This window comes from Dolomitihabitans soli (genome assembly GCF_022213955.1).
Lineage (GTDB): Bacteria > Actinomycetota > Actinomycetes > Streptosporangiales > Streptosporangiaceae > Streptosporangium_A > Streptosporangium_A soli.
Map to the genome: position 1 here is coordinate 332,874 of NZ_JAKNTW010000004.1, position 17,446 is coordinate 350,319.

A 17,446-nucleotide genomic window follows, 5' to 3' on the forward strand; every position below is an offset into this window, starting at 1 on the left:
CCGGCATATCGAAGGGCCAGGAAGGCTCCCCCTCCGGAGTCGCCCTCAGCGCGTACACCCCATCGGCGCCGCCAGACCCGCATATGACGCGAAAAGGTCTGGCCGTCCCGGCTCCTGGTGATCATTGGCACCCAGCCGCCCTGCGGGGGTCAGACGCCCCACCGGTGTCTCACATAACTTAGGCTGGCCTAAGTCGATTGATCGGAGTGGCTGATGGCAGAGGCACCGGCGCGCAAGGCGCCCAAGACCATCCGGGGTGTCGTACGCCGGGTGGAACAGCTGACCCCGCACATGATCCGGGTGGTCCTCGGCGGCGAAGGGCTGCGCGGCTTCGGCGCGGGCGACTTCACCGACCACTATGTGAAGCTGCAGTTCCCGGTGCCGGGGGTGAGCTATCCCGAGCCGTTCGACATGGCGGTCATCCGCCGCGATCTGCCCCGTGCGGAGTGGCCGCGCTCGCGCACCTACACCGTACGCCGGTGGGACCCGGACAGCCTGGAGTTGACCATCGACTTCGTCTACCACGGCGACGAAGGACTGGCCGGCCCGTGGGCCAAGGCCGCGCTGCCGGGCCAGGTGCTCCACTTCGCCGGTCCCGGTGGCGCCTACGTCCCCGACCCCGCCGCCGACTGGCACCTGCTCGCGGGCGACGAGAGCGCGCTGCCGGCCATCGCCGCCGCGCTGGAACGGCTCCCCGCCGGTGCGCCCGCCAGGGTGTTCGTCGAGGTGGAGGGCCCGCTGGAGGAGGTGAAGCTGGACACCGCCGGTGAGGTCTCCGTCGTCTGGCTGCACCGTGGCGACGCGCCTGTCGGCGAGGCTCTGACGGAGGCCGTTCGCTCCCTCGACTTCCCCGCGGGCGACGTGCACGTGTTCGTCCACGGCGAAGCCCACTTCGTCAAGGATCTCCGCCGTCACCTGCGCAATGAGCGGGGCGTTCCGCTGGAGCGGATGTCCATCTCCGGCTACTGGCGGCGCGGCAGCGACGAGGACGGCTGGCAGTCCTCCAAGCGCGAGTGGAACAAGCGGATCGAGGAAGAGGAGGGCGGCTCCTAGTCTGCCCGCGCCGGCACGTCGCCGCCCTCGATGGTGACGAGGGCAGTCGCCGTGCCGGACCGTGCTGGCACGTCGCCGCCCTCGATGGTGGCGGGGGCGGTCGCCGTGCCGGGCCGTGCTGACACGGCCCTCCCCGGAGGCGGCTGCCCCACCCGGGTCGCCGGTGTGGCTCGCCGTACAGTGAAGGTATGAGTCCGAAGATCGCGACGACAGAGGTCGTCTCCCGGGAGCAGTTGCTCGACTTCGTGCGTGACCGGCACCGGGCGCTGGTCATCACCGCCCGGCGGGACGGCGGGCCGCAGGCGTCGCCGGTGACCTGCGGCCTCGACGAGGCCGGGCGGATCGTGGTGTCCACCTACCCGGAGCGGGCCAAGGCGGTGAACGCGCGGCGGGATCCCCGGGTGAGCGTGGTGGTGCTGTCCGACGACTTCAACGGGCCGTGGGTGCAGGTCGACGGGGAGGCGGAGGTGCTCGACATGCCGGAGGCGCTGGAGCCGCTGGTCGACTACTACCGGTCGATCTCCGGCGAGCACCCCGACTGGGACGACTACCGCGCGGCCATGGTCAAGCAGGACAAGTCGCTGCTGCGCATCACACCCGTTAGCTGGGGGCCGGTGGCGACCGGGGGCTTCCCCGCCCGGCTCGGTGGCGGGCACTGACCGCGCCCGCCGCGAGCAGCACCTCGATCGCGGGGCGCCGGTCGAGCCGGCCCGCCGATTCCGGCCGTCTCAGTGATGGCCGTCCCGGACCTCGCGTCCCTCGATGAAGGCGCTGAAGGTCTCGATGGTGCCCGAGCGGTGCTCGTCCAGGCGGCGGACCAGTTCGTCGGCGTCCCTGGCCCGGACGGCGTCGATGATGGCGTGGTGCTCGTGGTCGACCCGGTCGCGGTTGCCGGCGTCGCCGTAGTAGAGGGAGCGGTAGACGTCGGTGGCGTCCCAGAGGATGCGCAGGAACCGGCGGATCCGGGGCATGCCCGCCGCGTCGATCAGGGTGAAGTGGAAGCGGCGGTTGGCGGCGGCCATGGCGGTGATCTCACCGGCCCGCCCGGCGGCCACGACGTCCGCGTGCGCCTCCTCCAGCCGCTCGATGTCCTCCTCGGTGATCCGGCCGATCGCCTGCCTGGCCGCCTCCTCCTCCAGGATCTGCCTGATCCGGTAGACCTCCAGGAAGTCCGCCAGCGCCAGCTCGGCCACGGCGTATCCCCGGCGCGGCCGATAGATCACCTGGCCCTCGCCCTCCAGGATCTTCAACGCCTCGCGCAGCGGGACCCTGCTCACCCCGAACTGCTCGGCCAGCGCGTCCTGCCTGATCGGGCTGCCCGGGGCCAGGCTTCCGCTGAGGATCGCCCGCCGCAGCTCTCCCAGCACGTATTGCTGGGTGGTCTGGGGCGGTCCGACGCGGCTGTCCGTCATGGGGTTATCCTGTCACAGATTGAAGACTTAATATTGGATCCAACTTATGGAGGACATTGATGAGCGGTCCCCTCACCGGGATCCGGGTCGCCGATTTCTCCCGCGTGCTCGCCGGGCCGTACGCGACCATGTTGCTCGCCGAGATGGGCGCCGACGTCGTCAAGGTCGAGCATCCCGGGCTCGGCGACGAGACGCGGGCGTGGGGGCCGCCGTCCGCGGGCGGTGAGGCCGCCTACTACCTGTCGGTCAACCGCAACAAACGCGACATCGCGCTCGACCTGAAGCACCCGGAGGGCCGCCGTGTCGCCGCCCGCCTGTGCGAGCGCGCCGACGTGATCATCGAGAACTTCCGGCCGGGCGTCGCCGACCGCCTGGGCATCGGCTACGAGTCCGTACGGCTGAGCAACCCCGGCGTCGTCTACTGTTCGATCACCGGGTTCGGCAAGGACGACCGGCCGGGGTTCGACGCGGTCGTGCAGGCCGAGAGCGGGCTGATGCACATCACCGGCGAAACCCCGACCAAGGTGGGCGTGGCCATCGCCGACGTGCTGGCCGGGCTCAACGCCGCGGTGGCGATCCTCGGGCCGCTCTACCGGCGGGCGCTCACCGGCGCCGGTGAGCGGGTGGAGGTGTCGTTGCTGCACTCGGCCCTCTCCGCGCTGGGCAACGTGGCGCAGAGCGCGCTGGTCTCCGGGCAGGAGGCGGTGAGCTACGGCAACGCGCACCCGACGGTCGTGCCGTACCAGACGTTCCAGGCCGCCGACGGCGGCTTCACCGTCGCGGCGGGCAACGACGCGCTCTTCCGCGCCCTGTGCGTGGCCATCGGCCGCCCCGATCTGGCCGCCGACCCCCGCTACGGCACCAATCCGCTGCGGATCGAGCACCGGGACGAGCTGATCCCCGAACTGGAGGCCGTCTTCCTGACCAGGACCGCCGCCGAGTGGACCACGGTGCTGCTCGACGCGGGCGTGCCCGTCGGGAAGATCCGCGGCGTGCTGGAGGCGATCCGCGCCGCCGAGGATCCCGCCACGATCACCGTGGACCATCCGACCGCCGGGCTACTGGAGCTGATGCGCACCGGTTTCACGCTGGCCGGCGGCACGCCCCGCACCGAACCCCCGCCGCTACAGGGTCAGCACACCAGGGAACTGCTGGCCGAGCTCGACCTGACCCCCGATGAGATCCGCCGTCTGGAGAGCGACGGCGTGGTCCGTCAAGCCCAGATGCCCGCCGAGGCCGAGACGCCCGTCCAGGCCAAGACGCCCGTCCAGGAAGGTGCGAACCGTTGAACACACCCGACGCACACGACTTTCTCGCCGTCGATCACGACCTCACCGACGAGGAGCGCGCGATCCGCGACACGGTGCGCGACTACGCCACCGCCGAACTGCTCCCGCACGTCGCCGACTGGTTCGACGCCGGCACGATTCCCGACCCGCGCGGCGTCGCCAAGGGCCTGGGCGCGCTCGGCGTGTTCGGCATGCACCTGTCCGGGTACGGCTGCGCGGGCACCAACGCCGTCAGCTACGGCCTGGCCTGCCGCGAACTGGAGGCGGTCGACAGCGGGCTGCGCAGCTTCGTCTCCGTGCAGGGCTCGCTGGCGATGACCGCGATCCACCGTTACGGCAGCGAGGAGCAGCGTCAGGAGTGGCTGCCCAGGATGGCGTCCGGTGACGCCCTGGGCTGCTTCGGCCTGACCGAGCCCGACTCGGGCAGCGACCCCGGCTCCATGCGGACCAGGGCCAGGCGCGACGGCTCCGACTGGATCCTGAACGGCACCAAGATGTGGATCACCAACGGCTCCGTCGCCGACGTCGCCGTCGTGTGGGCGGCCACCGACGACGGCATCCGCGGCTTCATCGTGCCCCGGGACACCCCCGGCTTCTCCGCCAACGTGATCCACAAGAAGCTGTCGCTGCGCGCCTCGATCACCTCCGAGCTGGTCCTGCAGGACGCGCGGCTGCCCGGTGACGCCCTGCTTCCCGGCGCGGAGGGCCTGCGAGGGCCGCTGTCGTGCCTGTCGGAGGCCCGGTACGGCATCGTGTGGGGCGCGGCGGGGGCGGCGCGCTCCTGTTTCACCTCCGCGCTCGACTACGCGGAGAGCCGCACGCAGTTCGGCCGCCCGATCGCCGGCTTCCAGCTCACCCAGCGCAAGCTCGCGGACATGCTCATCGACGTCAACCACGCCACCATGACGGCGCTGCGGATCGGCCGTCTCAAGGACGAGGGCCGGGCGCACCACTCCCACATCAGCTTCGGCAAGCTCGCCAACGTCCGGGCCGCCCAGCGGGTCGCCGCCGTGGCCCGGGGCGTGCACGGCGCCAACGGCATCACGCTGGAGTACCCCGTCATGCGCCACATGCTCAACCTGGAGTCGGTCGCGACCTACGAGGGCACCGAGGAGGTGCACGCGCTCACCCTCGGCCAGGTCCTCACCGGCACTCCGGCCTTCCGCTGACCGGCTAGCCGGGAGACGGGGTCGGGGTCACCCGGTGGTCCTTCAGGTGCAGGTCGCCGCCGATCTCCGCCTGGAGCCGGTCGAGCACGGCCCGGTCGGCGAGCGCGGTCCACAGGTTGCCGACGAGATGCGGGTTGTACTCGGGGGCACGGTCCATCCACTCGTCCTTGCCCTGCTGGGTGGCGAAGGTGGACAGGAAGAACCTGCCGAGCTCGGTCTTGCAGTAGCCCGTCCGCAGTTCCTCGGCGTCGACCTGCATCCGGGGCTTGCATCCCACCTGGGCGGCGAGCTCCTCCACCGTGGGCGGCGGGCCGGTCTCCGTGGGTACGGCCGCCTGAGCCTTCTTCGGGGCGTCGGCGGCCGGAGCCGCGGAGCAGGCCGACGCGCAGGCGGCGGCGAGGATCAGCAGCGTGGCGGGCAGCGCGGTCTGGCGAAGATATGTCAACACCCTTGAGGTACGCACCTCCCGCCCGCCGGGTTCACCGGCAGGCGGTAGGGTGCCGCAGTGTCCCGTCTGCGTGATCTCCTCAGAAGACTCCTGTTCCGTCGCCGCCCGGCGGCCCCTCCCGGACAGGCCGGGCCGCACTCCACCGGGCCGCACTCCACCGGGTCGGCCGGGCGGGTCGGCCGGGTCCGCGTCACCTACAACCCGAGCACCGACGGCGACCCCGACCCCGGCGAGATCGTCTGGACCTGGGTGCCGTTCGAGGAGGACCGCGGCAGGGGCAAGGACCGGCCGGTCCTCATCGTCGCCCAGGAGACAGCCGGCACCCTGCTGGCCGTTCAGCTCTCCAGCAGGAACCACGACGGCGACCCCGGCTGGGTCGCCATCGGCCGTGGCTCCTGGGACGGGGAGAACCGGCCCTCGTGGGTGGACACGAGCCGGATCCTGCGGGTGCATCCCGATGGCATGCGGCGCGAGGCCGCCGCGCTCGGCCGCGCCCCCTTCGACAAGGTCGCCGCGGCTCTGCGCGCGAGGTACGGCTGGTGACTCAGCGCCCGGCGCTGAAGATCACGTCGTCGGGCGTGACCCGCACGTTGATCCGCTGCTCGTCCGGGCTCCGGTAGGGATAGCTGTCCACGCCCAGATACTTCTTGGCGAGGCCGTCGATCACGTCGTCGGCCCCCTCCAGATCGAGCCTGCCCTCGCCGGAGACGCTCACCAGGTGGAAGGGGTCCGCCGGGTCCAGGACGCTGACCGACACCCGGGGGTCCTCGCGCAGGTGACGTTCCTTGGCCCGGCCGACGGCCGTGTTGAAGATGATCTCGTCACCGTCGAGGTCGACCCAGACCACCGTGCTGTGCAGCGATCCGTCGGGCCGGACGGTGGTGACCCACGCGTGCACCGGCTTGCGGAGCAGTTCCTGCGCGCCTGCTGGCAGTTTCCCCATGTCAACCTCCATGATCTCGACAACGTGTCTCCGCCCGGATCGAACAGCGCAGCGGGGCGATCCATTCCGGTGACCGCTCGGTAGTGTGGCGGCGTTGACTTCCTCCCCACGCCTAAAGAAGGCAGGGGATTCCAACCTTCACAGGCTGGGTTTCCTGCTTCACCGGCGACCGCACCCGGGCAGGCCCGGAATGTCTGACGTCACCTCCACAGGCGGTCACGGCACGACCTGCCGCCAGGATGTTCTTCGCGGCGTTGACGTCCCGGTCGTGCCGGGTGCCGCAGGACGGGCACTGCCACGTCCGGATGGAAAGCGAAAGCTTCGCGAGCAGATGCCCGCACCCGCTACACGTCTTCGAGGAGGGAAACCAGCGATCCACCACGACCAGACGGCGGCCGTACCTGGCGCACTTGTATTCGAGCATCCGGCGGAAGGCGCCCCAGCCGCAGTCGGAGATCGCCCTGGCCAGCGACCGGTTGCGGACCATGTTCTGCACCGCCAGGTCCTCGATCACGATCACATCGTGGTCGCGGACCAGCCCGGCCGAGGTGCGGTGCAGGAAATCCGTGCGGGACGCGCGGACCTTCCGATGCGCCCGGGCGACCTTCGCCTTCGCCTTCACCCGGTTGTTCGAGCCCTTCACCTTGCGGGCCATCCTGCGCTGATACCGGGCCAGGTTACGTTCCCGCGCGGCCAAAGCCCGAGGGTTCGCGACCTTCAGCCCGCCGGAGGTGACCACGAAGTCCTTGATGCCCAGGTCGATCCCGACCACCACGCCGGTCGCGGGGGCCTGCCCGGGGTCGGCGACCTCGACGGCCAGCGAGACGTACCAGCGGCCGTCGGGGTCGCGGGAGACGGTCACCGTGGACGGGTCGATCGCCGCCGGGTCCACCCCGGGCCAGGACCACACCAGCGCAAGTGGTGTATCCATCTTCGCCAACTGCAGCCGCCCGTCGCGGTAGCGGAACCCGCTGCGGGTGTACTCCGCGCTCTGCCGGCCGTGCCGCGACTTAAAACGCGGGTATTTCGCCCGGCGGGCGAAGAAGTTCGCGAACGCCTGCTGCTGGGTGCGCAGCACCTGCTGCAGCGGCACCGAGGACACCTCGTTCAGCCAGGCATACCCCTCGGCACGTTTCAGCCCGGTGAGAAACGCGCTGGCCTGCGACATGTCCGTGGACACCCGCTCGATATGCCAGCGGCGGCGCCGCCAGGCGAGGGTCTGGTTCCACACCACGCGCACACACCCGAACGTGCGGTTCAGCGCCGCCGCCTGTCCGGGGGTCGGGTAGGCCCGACACTTGTACGCCGTCCGCACACCAGGAACCTAACAACGACACCGCCCCTGGGTATGTCATTCCGCCATGACCGCGGACCGACCTCCCTTACGCCGCTACGCGGCGGGTTCGCATTCCTCCCCAGGGCTGAAGCCCAGGGTCTCCAGCGAAGGAGCTCTCGATGAACGAGCACCCGATTTCCGTGGACTGGGACGAGATCCCCGAAGATGCCGACGATCGTGCCCTGCTCGACGGGGCCCACCGGACCTACCGTTGCGCCTGCGGCATCCCCCTCGGCGAGCGGGTGAAGGCCGAGCTGCACGCGATGGAGACCGACCAGTGCTCGACGTGCTTCGGCCGGGCGTCGCGCGAGGTCCTCCCGGGGTTCACCGAGGCGTGCCGGGCCTGCGCGGGCACCGGCCGGCGCGGCGCCCAGCTGATGTGGGAGACGGCGTACGGCGAGGCCGAGCAGGTGATCACGGTGGGCCTGGTGCGGCAGGTGACCAGGCGGCTTCCCGAGCCGTTCGCGCTGTCGCAGGCGGCCGACGCGGTCCGTGGCATGCTCGGCCTGCCCGCCGGGCGGCTGCCGGTCGGCCCCCGGGTCCGCGACCTGCTCCTCCGGCTCGAACAGGAGGGCGAGCTCGTCATGGTCTCGGCCCCCGACGAGCTGCTCGGCAACGACGGCTCCATGGTGCTCTACCGCGATCCCCTCTGGCGACGAATCACCACGACCTAGACCGGGTATGACCAAACCCTCCCCAATCGCGATGGGGAGGCGGGCCGGTGCGGCGAATCGTGCTCCTGGTCTGCGTGCTCGCGACGGGTGCGCTGCTCCTGCTCCTCCGCGGCACGCCCCCGCCGTCACCGCCTCCTGCCGCCGGCCCTCCGCCGCCGCGCGCCACGCCCGCGGTCAGCCCTTCGGCGACGCCCGCCACCGCGCGGAAGGAGCGGAAGGAGCGGAAGGAGCGGAAGGTCACGCGGGTGCCGAGGTCGGCGAGTGGCCGTTTCCGCGTCGTCTCCGGCACTGCACCTCCGGGGCACGGGCGCGGGCAGGTGGTCCGCTACCTGGTGGAGGTGGAGCGGGGTCTGCCCTTCCGGCCGCGCGCGTTCGCCGCCGCCGTGCACCGCATCCTCAACGACCCGCGCGGCTGGGGTCACCGCTTCCAGCGCGTGGACCGGCCTCCGGCGCGGGTCAGGGTGGCGTTGTCGAGCCCGGCGCTGACCGACGCCCAGTGCCTGCCGCTGCGCACGGGCGGCGAACTGTCCTGCTGGAACGGCACGCGTTCGGTCATCAACGCGATGCGCTGGGCACACGGCGTCAAGGAGTACGGCGGGGACCTCGCCTCCTACCGCGAGTACGTCGTCAACCACGAGGTCGGCCACGCGCTCGGCCACGGTCACGAGTCCTGCCCCGGGCCCGGCAGGCGGGCCCCGGTGATGGCGCAGCAGACCAAGTCCCTCGGCGGGTGCCGCCCCAACCCCTGGCCGAACCCGGACGCGCCCGCCCTCACGGCGGGAAAGGTGCGATGAGCCGGGCGTACCCGGCTCCGCGGAGGGTCACCGGCACTGGGCGAGCATCGCCGCCTTGTCACGTCTCGTCACGGGCAGGTGGTACTTCAGCGCGACCTGGGCGAAGCGGACGGAGTAGGAGCAGCGGGCCCGGCGCGAGGGCGGCAGCCACGAGGCGGGCCCGGAGCCGCCCTTCGCCTCGTTGACCGTGCCGAGCACGGGCAGCAGGTTGAGCGGATCGTTGGCGAAACGCAGCCGCTTGGACTCCGTCCACCGCGAGGCGCCCATCCGCCAGCCGTAGGCGAGCGGGACCACGTGGTCCACCTGCACCACGTCGCGGTCCCTGCGCCACTCGATCGTCTTGCCCGTGTAGGGGTCGCGCAGCCTCAGCGAGGTGACCAAGCAGTCGGACCCCTTCTGGTACGTGACCTTCTGCCCGTCGCGGGCGAGCAGATCGTCGCGGGTGCTGCAGCCGTTGCGCGACATCGGCACGTCGCGGGCGGTGTCGATCCAGGCGCCGCCGTACCTGGTCCGCTCGTAGCCCGTCTTGGCGCCGCGGCCGTCGACCGGCAGTCTCCTGATCAGCCTGACCGCCTCCGCCCGGTCGCCGGCCGACGTGGTGGGCGCGAGTCCCGGCTGCGTGCCGCTGGGATTGTCGAGCGGGGCGAATCGCGCCACGGTGCCCTGGCGCGGGGCCGCCGCCAGCGACAACATGACCACGGCGGCCGCCAGCACGGTGACCACATCTCGCGTGCTCAGCGCCGCCTCCAGGCCCCTCGACGAGGATTTATAAACGGGATTCCCGCTGATCCCGACCCTCGAACCCGGAATTTCGGACGACGCGCTCCATCGACCGCCCTGACCGGAACGGGCCGGGCCGCCACGGTTCGCCGCGCGGCGATAAAACCGGTTGCGGGTCCGGCGGGCCGTACCTGAGCATTGGGGGCATGTTCCGGCACGCCTGTCTCGTGACGCCCGCAGCCGCGGGTGTGCGTGAGCGTGCCCCGATGCCGGCCGCCGTGCGGCTAGACGGCGCGGAGCGCTGACCCTTTCCCGGTCGTCCTGAGTGACCCGGCGGGGGAGGGTGGGCGATCGCGCGGGTCACCGCAGGAACCAGCATCGAAGGACAGGGAAATGGCCAAGCAGGCCTATGTGCGGTCCAAGCCGCACCTCAACATCGGCACGATGGGTCACGTCGACCACGGCAAGACGACGCTGACGGCCGCGATCACCAAGGTGCTGAGCGACCGGGGCGGCGCGAAGTACGTGCCATTCGAGCGGATCGACCGGACCCCCGAGGAGGCCGTGCGCGGGATCACCATCAACGTGTCCCACGTGGAGTACGAGACCGGCACCCGCCACTACGCCCATGTGGACATGCCAGGCCACGCCGACTACGTGAAGAACATGATCACGGGGGCGGCGCAGCTCGACGGGGCGATCCTGGTGGTGTCCGCGCGCGACGGGATCATGCCGCAGACGCGGGAGCACGTGCTGCTCGCCCGCCGGGTGGGCGTCGAGCACCTCGTCGTCGCGCTCAACAAGGCCGACGGCGCCGACCCGGAGCTGGCCGACCTCGTCGAGCTGGAGCTGGCGGACCTGTTCACCGAGCACGGCTACCACGACGTGCCCGTGGTGCGGGTCTCCGGGCTGCGGGCGCTGGCGGGCGACCCGGAGTGGGTGGACTCCATCGAGGCGCTGCTCCAGGCCGTGGACGAGCACGTGCCGCTGCCGGTCCGCTACACGGACGCGCCGTTCCTGATGCCGGTGGAGAGCGTGCTCACCGTCGCCGGGCGCGGCACCGTGGTGACCGGGGCGATCGAGCGCGGCACGGTCAGGGTCGGCGACACCGTCGAGACCGTCGGGCTGGGCGAGCGGCTCACCGCCGTGGTGACCGGCGTGGAGACCTTCGGCAAGACGATGGAGCGGGGCGAGGCCGGCGACAACGCCGCGCTGCTACTCCGCGGGGTACGGCGCGAGCAGGTGCGCCGAGGCCAGATCCTGGCCGCGCCCGGCAGCCAGTCCGCCCATCGCCGGATGTCGGCGAGGATCTATTTCCTGAGCGCGCAGGAGGGCGGTCGCGGCACGGGCGTCGCCAGCGGGTACCGGCCGCAGTTCTATCTGCGCACGACCGACGTGCCCGGACGGATGGAGCTTCCCGGCGACGGGACGGCGCTGCCGGGTGAGACGGTCGAGGCGATCGTCGAGCTGGGCAGGTCGGTGGCTCTGGAGGCCGGGCTCGGCTTCGCGATCCGCGAGGGCGGGCTGACCGTCGGCGCCGGGACGGTACTGGCCGTCCTTCCCTGACCTGCCGCCGCCCGTGCGGCGTGTTCCTGGTGGACACGCCGCACGGGTGCCGGGGTCAGGCGGAGGTGGGGAAGCTGAGGGAGGTGTGCCCGGCCGGGGTGGATCGGGGCCAGCGGGTGGTGGTCACCTTGGCGCGGGTGTAGAAACGAACGCCTTCGGGGCCGTGGACGTGGGTGTCGCCGAAGAGGGAGTCCTTCCAGCCGCCGAAGGAGTGGTAGGCCATCGGCACGGGGATCGGGACGTTCACCCCGATCATGCCCACGTGGACCCGGCGCCGGAAGGTCTGGGCGGCCTCGCCGCTGTTCGTGAAGATCGCGGTGCCGTTGCCGTAGGGGTTGGCGTTGATCACCTCGATCGCGTCGTCCAGGGTCTCGGCGCGCAGGACGGCGAGGACCGGCCCGAAGACCTCCTCCGTGTAGACCTCCATGCCGGGCGTGACGCCGTCGACCAGCGTGGGGCCGACGAAGAAGCCGTCCGGATGCCCGGGCACCGCCACGTCACGGCCGTCCACGAGCACGCCGTCCGCGCCTTCGATGATCGCGGTGATCCGCTCCCTGGACGCGTGGGTGACGACCGGCCCCATCTCGGACCCCGGGTCCCGGCCGGGGCCGACCTTGATCGCTCTGGCCCGCTCGGCGAGCCGTTCCACCAGCGGACCGGCGGCGTCGCCGACCGCGACGACGGCCGAGATCGCCATGCAGCGCTGGCCGGCCGAGCCGTACGCGGCGCCGGCGATCTGGTCGGCGGCGAAGTCGAGGTCGGCGTCGGGCAGCACCACCGCGTGGTTCTTCGCGCCGCCCAGCGCCTGCACCCGCTTCCCGCTGCGCCCGGCCCGCTCGTGGACGTGTCTCGCGACGGGCGTGGAGCCGACGAACGACACCGCCGCCACCCCGGGATGGTCGAGCAGCGCGTCCACGGTCACCCGGTCGCCTTGGACCACGTTGAAGACGCCCTCGGGAAGCCCCGCCTCGGCGTACAGCTCGGCGATCCTGATCGAGGCGGAGGGGTCGCGCTCCGACGGCTTGAGCACGAAGGTGTTGCCGCAGGCGATGGCGACGGGATGCATCCACATCGGCACCATCACCGGGAAGTTGAACGGCGAGACACCGGCGCACACGCCCAGCGGCTCGCGGACGGAGAAGACGTCGACGCCGGTGGACGCCTGCTGGGAGTACTCCCCCTTGAGCAGCTCGGCCAGGCCGCAGGCGTACTCCGCGACCTCCATGCCCCGCACGACCTCGCCGCGCGCGTCGTCGACGACCTTGCCGTGCTCGGCGGCGACCAGTTCGGCCAGCTCGTCGAGGTGCCGCTCGACGAGGTCGCGGAAGCGGAACATGACGCGGGTGCGGCTGGTCAGCGAGGCCGTGCCCCACGACTCGAACGCCTTGGCCGCGGCGCGGACGGCGAGGTCGACGTCGGCGGCCTCGCCGAGCACCACCCGGGCCTGCTCGGCCCCGGTGGCGGGGTCGAAGACGGGGGCGTGCCGGGTGGCGGAGCCGGTGGACGGCCGTCCGCCGATCCAGTGACCGATCGTTCGCAAGATGTCAGCCCTTCACAGGTAGTCGCGCTGCGCGCGCTTGTTCTCGAGGTATCCGGCGCGGGCCTCGCGGGTGGAGTCGAGCGCGGCCACCTCGGCGACCGGCACGTCCCACCAGACGCCGGAGTCGGGGGCGGGCACGTACGGGTCGGTCTCGACGTGCACGACGGTGGTGACCGGCGACGCCTTGGCCTCGGCGAGCGCGTCGCGGAAGGAGTCGACGGTGGTGGCCCGCAGCACCCGGGCGCCGAGGCTGGCGGCGTTGGCGGCGAGGTCCACGGGCAGCAGGTCACCGGCCAGCCGGCCGGAATCGTCGCGGTACCGGTAGCCGGTGCCGAACCGCTGGGAGCCGACCGACTCCGACAGCGCGCCGATGGAGGCGAAGCCGTGGTTCTGCACCAGCACGACGGTGAGCTTGATCCCCTCCTGCACGGCGGTCGCCAGTTCCTGCGCCATCATCAGGTAGGAGCCGTCGCCGACCAGCACGAACACCTCGCGCTCCGGGTCCGCCAGCTTGACGCCGAGCCCGCCCGCGATCTCGTAACCCATGCACGAGAAGCCGTACTCCACGTGGTAGCCCTTGGGGTCGCGGGTACGCCACAGCTTGTGCAGGTCGCCCGGCATCGAACCGGCCGCGCACACGACCACGTCGCGAGGGCCGCTCAGCGCGTTGACCACGCCGATGATCTCCGACTGGGCGGGCAACGGCCGGTGGCGACGCGTGTAGGCCCGCTCGACGACCGCGTCCCACGCGCGGGCCAGCGTCGTGGCGCGCTCGCGGTGGGCGGTGGGCACCGACCAGCCGGACAGCTGCGCGGACAGGGCTTCCAGGCCGGCGCGGGCGTCGGCGAGCAGCGGCACGCCGGCATGCTTGTAGGCGTCCACCGGAGCCACGTTGAGGTTGACGAACCGGACGCCGGGGTGGGCGAAGACCGTGCGGGACCCGGTGGTGAAGTCGCTCCACCGGGTGCCGACGCCGATCACCACGTCGGCGTCGCGGGCCAGCTCGTTCGCGGCGGTGGTCCCGGTGGCGCCGATCGCCCCCACCGCGGACGGATGATCGTACGGCAGCGCGCCCTTGCCCGCCTGGGTCTCCGCGACCGGGATGCCGGTGGTCTCCGCCAGCAGGCGCAGCGCGTCGGTCGCGCCCGAGTAGACGGCGCCGCCGCCGGCGACGATCAGCGGCGCGGCGGAGGCGCGCAGGAGCTCCACCGCGTCGGCCAGGTCCTCGGGCGTGGGAACGGGACGGCGGATCCGCCAGACGCGCTCGGCGAACAGCTCGTCGGGGAAGTCGTACGCCTCGGCCTGCACGTCCTGCGGCATGGCGAGGGTCACCGCGCCGGTGGCCGCCGGGTCGGTGAGCACCCGCATGGCGGCGAGCAGCGCGGAGGCGAGCTGCTCGGGGCGCTGGATCCGGTCCCAGTAGACGGAGACCGGTTTGAAGCAGTCGTTGACCGACACGTCGTGGCTGCGGGGGTCCTCCAGCTCCTGAAGCACCGGATTGGCGACCCTGGTGGCGAAGGTGTCGGCCGGGAGCAGCAGGACCGGGATCCGGTTGATGGTGGCCAGGGCCGCGCCGGTGACCATGTTGGTGGCCCCGGGCCCGATGGACGTGGTGCAGGCGAAGGTGGACAGCCGGTCGCGCATCCGGGCGTAGCCGACGGCGGTGTGCACCATGGCCTGCTCGTTGCGCGCGAGGTAGTAGCGCAGGTCGTCGCCGGCCTCCAGCAGCGCCTGGCCGAGGCCGGCGACGTTGCCGTGGCCGAAGATGCCGAGGCAGCCGGCGAACAGCCGTTGCCGCGTGCCGTCCCGCTCGCTCCACTGGGCGGCCAGGAACCGTACGGTCGCCTGGGCGACGGTGAGCTTCACGAGGTCCTCCCCTGTGCGGTGGTGAGGGGCAGCCGGGGGTCGGCGGCCTGGCCGGCCCAGGTGTCGCGCACCCAGGCGTGGCGGGGGTCGTCGCAGGCGAGCCAGACCCGCTCGCCGGGGCCCGCCATCACGTTGAGGTAGTAGAGGTCGTAGCCGGGGGGCGCCATCGACGGGCCGTGGTAGCCGTGCGGGATCAGCACCACGTCGCCGGGCCCGACCTCGGCGCACACGTCGATCTCGCGGCCCGGCCCCGAGGTGTACACCCGCTGGAACCCGTTGCCCTCGAAGTAGTAGATCTCCTCCAGCCTGGACTCCCCCGGCCGTTCCTCGTCGTGCTTGTGCGGCGGGTACGACGACCAGTTGCCGCCCGGGGTGATCACCTCCACGGCGATCAGCCGGTCGGCTTCGAAGACGTCGGCGGCGGCGAAGTTGTTGACCTGGCGGCTCGCCGTACCGCTCCCCCGGATCTCGACCGGTACCGCCTCCGCCGGGCCGTACCTCGCGGGCAGCCGGCGGCCGGCCCGTGCGGACGGCAGCGCGAACCGGCCACCGGCGGCCGAGGCGATCCGCACCTCCGCGTCCCTGGGCGCGTAGACGAAGTCGGTGACCCGCTCGAACACGCCGTCGCGGCCGGTCACCTCGAACCGTTCCCCGTCCACGGTGACCACGCAACCGCCGCGCAGCGGCAGCACGATCAGTTCCTCCTCGCCGGTGCCGAACGTGTGCTCGCCCCCGGCGGGCAGTTCGAGGACGCGCAGCCCGGAGAACCCCCACCCGGCGGTCACCGGCGTTACCTCCAGCTCGTACGGCCCGGCGGCCAGCTCGCCCTTCCGGTAGACGTTCACAGCAGCCCCACAGCGGCGTCGACGGCGGAGACGACATCGTCGTCCGGCGGATAGAGGAGGGATCGCCCGACGGCGAGGCCCCGGGCGGTGGGACAGGCGAGCGCCTTGCCCCAGCGCGCGAACGTGGCGTCCTGGTCCTCGTCGACCTCGCCGCCGAGGATCACCACGGGCAGGGTGGTGGCGGCCATCACCCGTTCCATGTCGTCCACGACGGGGAGTTTGAGCCAGGTGTAGGCGGAGGTGCTGCCGAGCCCGGCCGCGATGGTGGCGGCCTTCAGCATGGCGTCCGTGGTGAGCTGGTTGCGTACCGCGCCGTCTACGCGGCTGGAGATGAACGGCTCGACCATCGCCAGCAGGTCATGGGAGGCCAGGTCGCTGACGGCGCGGGCGGTGGCCTCCAGGGTGGAGACCGACGCGGGGTCCTCGTAGTCGATCCGGGTCAGCGTCTTGCCGCCCTCGAAGCGCATCGCCGCGATCCTGCCCGCGTCGTAGCCGGTGAAGCGGTCGTCCATCTCGAAGGCGGAGCCGGCGAGCCCGCCGCGGTTCATCGAGCCGACGACCACCTTCCCGTCGAGGGCGCCGAGCAGGAGCAGGTCCTCGATGATGTCGGGCGTGCCGAGCACCCCGTTGACGCCGGGGCGGGCCAGCGCGGTGCACAACCGGTCGAGCAGGTCCATCCGGTCGGCCATGGCGTGCGGCCGCCGCCCGGCGCGCAGTGAGCCGCGCGCCGGGTGGTCGGCGGCGATCACCATGAGCTTCCCGTGCTCGCCGAGCAGTCCGGTGGGACGCACGCGCAGCGCAGCGGCCTCGGCGATCGCGGAGGGCCGGTTGGCCCTCGTGGTGACCAGCGTCGCCAGCGTGTCTCTAATCATCAGGCCCTTCCCGCAGCAGTGCCTCCACCTCGGAGGCTGTTGGCATGGCGTCGGCGCACGCGAGCCGGGCGGCGACGAACGCCCCGGCCGCGTTGGCGAAGCGGATGACCCTGGCGAGGTCCCAGCCCGCCAGCAGCCCGTGGCACAGGGCGCCGCCGAACGCGTCGCCCGCGCCGAGCCCGTTGACGACCTCGATCGGCAGCGGCGGCGCGACCACGGTCCGCGTCCCGTCGGTGGCCAGCACGCCGTCGGGGCCCTGCTTCACCACGGCCAGTTCGACGCCGGCCGCGAGCAGCGCCGCCGCCGCCCGCCCGGCGTCGCGGGTGCCGACCGCGGTCTCGCACTCGTCGAGGTTCCCGACCGCGACGGTGGCGTACGGCAGCGCCCGCCGGACCTGTTCGGCGGCGGCCTGCCGCGACTCCCAGAACATCGGCCGGTAGTCGAGGTCGAGCACCGTGATGCCGCTTCTGGCGCGGGCCTCCAGGGCGGCCAGCGTCGCGGTCCGGCTGGGCTCCTGACAGAGGCCGGTGCCGGTCACCCAGAAGATCCCGGTGTCGCGGATCGCGTCGAGATCCAGCTCGGCGGCGCGGATCTGCAGGTCGGGAGCCGTCGGGAACCGGTAGAAGTACAGCGGGAAGTCGTCGGGCGGGAACACCTCGCAGAAGGTCACCGGAGTCGGCATTCCGGGCACGGCGGTGACGTACCGGTCGTCCACCCCGAAGCCGCGCAGCGCGTCGTGCAGGAACTCGCCGAACGGGTCGGCGCCCGTCCTGGTGACGACCGCGGCCGCGCGGCCGTGGCGAGCCGCGGCGACGGCCACGTTGGTGGCGCTGCCGCCGAGATACTTGCCGAAGGTCTTGACCTCGCGGAGCGAGACGCCGATCTCCAGCGGGTAGACGTCGACCCCGATCCTGCCCAT

The 17,446-nt window shown here is 72.1% G+C and carries 19 protein-coding genes; 8 read left to right on the forward strand and 11 right to left on the reverse strand.

The features are described 5' to 3' along the window. The first annotated feature begins 213 nt into the window (after window positions 1-213). Window positions 214-1,053 carry a siderophore-interacting protein gene (locus MBA17_RS10880; RefSeq protein ID WP_238496213.1) on the forward strand — a complete coding sequence of 280 codons (840 nt, stop codon included), beginning with the start codon at window positions 214-216 and terminating at the stop codon, window positions 1,051-1,053. On the opposite strand, the gene MBA17_RS49335 is transcribed toward MBA17_RS10880, so the two are convergent. Continuing rightward, window positions 1,050-1,178 carry a hypothetical protein gene (locus MBA17_RS49335; RefSeq protein ID WP_274385199.1) on the reverse strand — a complete coding sequence of 43 codons (129 nt, stop codon included), beginning with the start codon at window positions 1,176-1,178 and terminating at the stop codon, window positions 1,050-1,052. The two genes, MBA17_RS10880 and MBA17_RS49335, sit on opposite strands and share 4 nt — an antisense overlap. A 63-nt stretch (window positions 1,179-1,241) precedes the next feature. Here MBA17_RS49335 and MBA17_RS10885 point away from each other — a divergent pair, with 63 nt between their 5' ends. Beyond that, window positions 1,242-1,712, forward strand: a complete 471-nt coding sequence (locus MBA17_RS10885) for a PPOX class F420-dependent oxidoreductase (RefSeq protein WP_238496214.1) — start codon at window positions 1,242-1,244, stop codon at window positions 1,710-1,712. Window positions 1,713-1,781: 69 nt separating this feature from the next. Here MBA17_RS10885 and MBA17_RS10890 read toward each other — a convergent pair whose 3' ends face one another. Beyond that, on the reverse strand, window positions 1,782-2,465 hold the full coding sequence (locus tag MBA17_RS10890; RefSeq protein WP_238496216.1) for a GntR family transcriptional regulator: 684 nt from the start codon (window positions 2,463-2,465) through the stop codon (window positions 1,782-1,784). 59 nt (window positions 2,466-2,524) lie between these two features. On the opposite strand from MBA17_RS10890, the gene MBA17_RS10895 reads away from it, so the two are divergent. Then, window positions 2,525-3,754, forward strand: a complete 1,230-nt coding sequence (locus MBA17_RS10895; protein WP_238496217.1) for a CaiB/BaiF CoA transferase family protein — start codon at window positions 2,525-2,527, stop codon at window positions 3,752-3,754. Next, a complete protein-coding gene (locus MBA17_RS10900) occupies window positions 3,751-4,923 on the forward strand; it encodes an acyl-CoA dehydrogenase family protein (protein ID WP_238496218.1) in 1,173 nt (390 codons plus the stop codon). Before MBA17_RS10895 ends, MBA17_RS10900 begins: the two co-directional genes overlap by 4 nt. 4 nt (window positions 4,924-4,927) lie before the next feature. Here MBA17_RS10900 and MBA17_RS10905 read toward each other — a convergent pair whose 3' ends face one another. Next, window positions 4,928-5,368, reverse strand: a complete 441-nt coding sequence (locus MBA17_RS10905; protein ID WP_238496219.1) for a hypothetical protein — start codon at window positions 5,366-5,368, stop codon at window positions 4,928-4,930. A 60-nt stretch (window positions 5,369-5,428) separates the two neighbouring features. Here MBA17_RS10905 and MBA17_RS10910 point away from each other — a divergent pair, with 60 nt between their 5' ends. Next, complete coding sequence (locus MBA17_RS10910; protein ID WP_238496220.1) at window positions 5,429-5,914, forward strand: type II toxin-antitoxin system PemK/MazF family toxin; 486 nt, start codon at window positions 5,429-5,431, stop codon at window positions 5,912-5,914. Between the two features lies 1 nt (window position 5,915). On the opposite strand, the gene MBA17_RS10915 is transcribed toward MBA17_RS10910, so the two are convergent. Both MBA17_RS10915 and MBA17_RS10920 read right to left on the reverse strand, forming a co-directional pair. Continuing rightward, window positions 5,916-6,314 carry a PPOX class F420-dependent oxidoreductase gene (locus MBA17_RS10915; protein ID WP_238496221.1) on the reverse strand — a complete coding sequence of 133 codons (399 nt, stop codon included), beginning with the start codon at window positions 6,312-6,314 and terminating at the stop codon, window positions 5,916-5,918. A 112-nt stretch (window positions 6,315-6,426) separates the two neighbouring features. Beyond that, window positions 6,427-7,629, reverse strand: coding sequence for an RNA-guided endonuclease InsQ/TnpB family protein (locus MBA17_RS10920; RefSeq protein WP_238496222.1), 1,203 nt, complete (start codon window positions 7,627-7,629; stop codon window positions 6,427-6,429). A 140-nt stretch (window positions 7,630-7,769) separates the two neighbouring features. On the opposite strand from MBA17_RS10920, the gene MBA17_RS10925 reads away from it, so the two are divergent. Beyond that, on the forward strand, window positions 7,770-8,324 hold the full coding sequence (locus tag MBA17_RS10925; protein WP_238496223.1) for a hypothetical protein: 555 nt from the start codon (window positions 7,770-7,772) through the stop codon (window positions 8,322-8,324). A 47-nt stretch (window positions 8,325-8,371) separates the two neighbouring features. Continuing rightward, on the forward strand, window positions 8,372-9,118 hold the full coding sequence (locus tag MBA17_RS10930; protein ID WP_238496224.1) for a DUF3152 domain-containing protein: 747 nt from the start codon (window positions 8,372-8,374) through the stop codon (window positions 9,116-9,118). Between the two features lie 27 nt (window positions 9,119-9,145). On the opposite strand, the gene MBA17_RS10935 is transcribed toward MBA17_RS10930, so the two are convergent. Next, window positions 9,146-9,841 (reverse strand): HNH endonuclease family protein, encoded by a 696-nt coding sequence (locus MBA17_RS10935; RefSeq protein ID WP_238496225.1) that lies wholly within the window; start codon window positions 9,839-9,841, stop codon window positions 9,146-9,148. A gap of 390 nt (window positions 9,842-10,231) precedes the next feature. Between MBA17_RS10935 and tuf the strand changes: the two genes are divergently transcribed. Continuing rightward, on the forward strand, window positions 10,232-11,404 hold the full coding sequence (gene tuf, locus MBA17_RS10940) for an elongation factor Tu (RefSeq protein WP_238496226.1): 1,173 nt from the start codon (window positions 10,232-10,234) through the stop codon (window positions 11,402-11,404). 55 nt (window positions 11,405-11,459) lie between these two features. Here the strand turns inward: tuf and MBA17_RS10945 are convergent, their stop codons facing one another. Genes MBA17_RS10945 through iolC form a run of 5 tightly spaced genes read right to left on the reverse strand, consistent with a single transcriptional unit; the run spans window position 11,460 to window position 17,446 of the window. Next, window positions 11,460-12,947 (reverse strand): CoA-acylating methylmalonate-semialdehyde dehydrogenase, encoded by a 1,488-nt coding sequence (locus tag MBA17_RS10945; RefSeq protein ID WP_455432741.1) that lies wholly within the window; start codon window positions 12,945-12,947, stop codon window positions 11,460-11,462. Window positions 12,948-12,956: 9 nt separating this feature from the next. Continuing rightward, window positions 12,957-14,810, reverse strand: coding sequence for a 3D-(3,5/4)-trihydroxycyclohexane-1,2-dione acylhydrolase (decyclizing) (iolD, locus tag MBA17_RS10950; RefSeq protein WP_238496229.1), 1,854 nt, complete (start codon window positions 14,808-14,810; stop codon window positions 12,957-12,959). Beyond that, window positions 14,807-15,655, reverse strand: a complete 849-nt coding sequence (gene iolB / locus MBA17_RS10955) for a 5-deoxy-glucuronate isomerase (protein WP_238496230.1) — start codon at window positions 15,653-15,655, stop codon at window positions 14,807-14,809. Before iolB ends, iolD begins: the two co-directional genes overlap by 4 nt. Further along, a complete protein-coding gene (locus MBA17_RS10960; protein ID WP_238496231.1) occupies window positions 15,652-16,527 on the reverse strand; it encodes a Cgl0159 family (beta/alpha)8-fold protein in 876 nt (291 codons plus the stop codon). The genes iolB and MBA17_RS10960 overlap by 4 nt, the downstream gene beginning before the upstream one ends. Beyond that, window positions 16,520-17,446, reverse strand: a complete 927-nt coding sequence (gene iolC / locus MBA17_RS10965; RefSeq protein WP_238496260.1) for a 5-dehydro-2-deoxygluconokinase — start codon at window positions 17,444-17,446, stop codon at window positions 16,520-16,522. The genes MBA17_RS10960 and iolC overlap by 8 nt, the downstream gene beginning before the upstream one ends.

Excerpts from the sequence above, each read along its gene's own strand:
- MBA17_RS10925 (WP_238496223.1), top strand. The coding sequence starts at position 7,770 with ATGAACGAGCACCCGATTTCCGTGGACTGGGACGAGATCCCCGAAGAT.
- MBA17_RS10880 (WP_238496213.1), top strand. The coding sequence starts at position 214 with ATGGCAGAGGCACCGGCGCGCAAGGCGCCCAAGACCATCCGGGGTGTC.
- MBA17_RS10895 (WP_238496217.1), top strand. The coding sequence starts at position 2,525 with ATGAGCGGTCCCCTCACCGGGATCCGGGTCGCCGATTTCTCCCGCGTG.
- MBA17_RS10885 (WP_238496214.1), top strand. The coding sequence starts at position 1,242 with ATGAGTCCGAAGATCGCGACGACAGAGGTCGTCTCCCGGGAGCAGTTG.
- MBA17_RS10915 (WP_238496221.1), bottom strand. The coding sequence starts at position 6,314 with ATGGGGAAACTGCCAGCAGGCGCGCAGGAACTGCTCCGCAAGCCGGTG.
- iolC (WP_238496260.1), bottom strand. The coding sequence starts at position 17,446 with ATGGGCAGGATCGGGGTCGACGTCTACCCGCTGGAGATCGGCGTCTCG.
- tuf (WP_238496226.1), top strand. The coding sequence starts at position 10,232 with ATGGCCAAGCAGGCCTATGTGCGGTCCAAGCCGCACCTCAACATCGGC.
- MBA17_RS10890 (WP_238496216.1), bottom strand. The coding sequence starts at position 2,465 with ATGACGGACAGCCGCGTCGGACCGCCCCAGACCACCCAGCAATACGTG.
- MBA17_RS10960 (WP_238496231.1), bottom strand. The coding sequence starts at position 16,527 with ATGATTAGAGACACGCTGGCGACGCTGGTCACCACGAGGGCCAACCGG.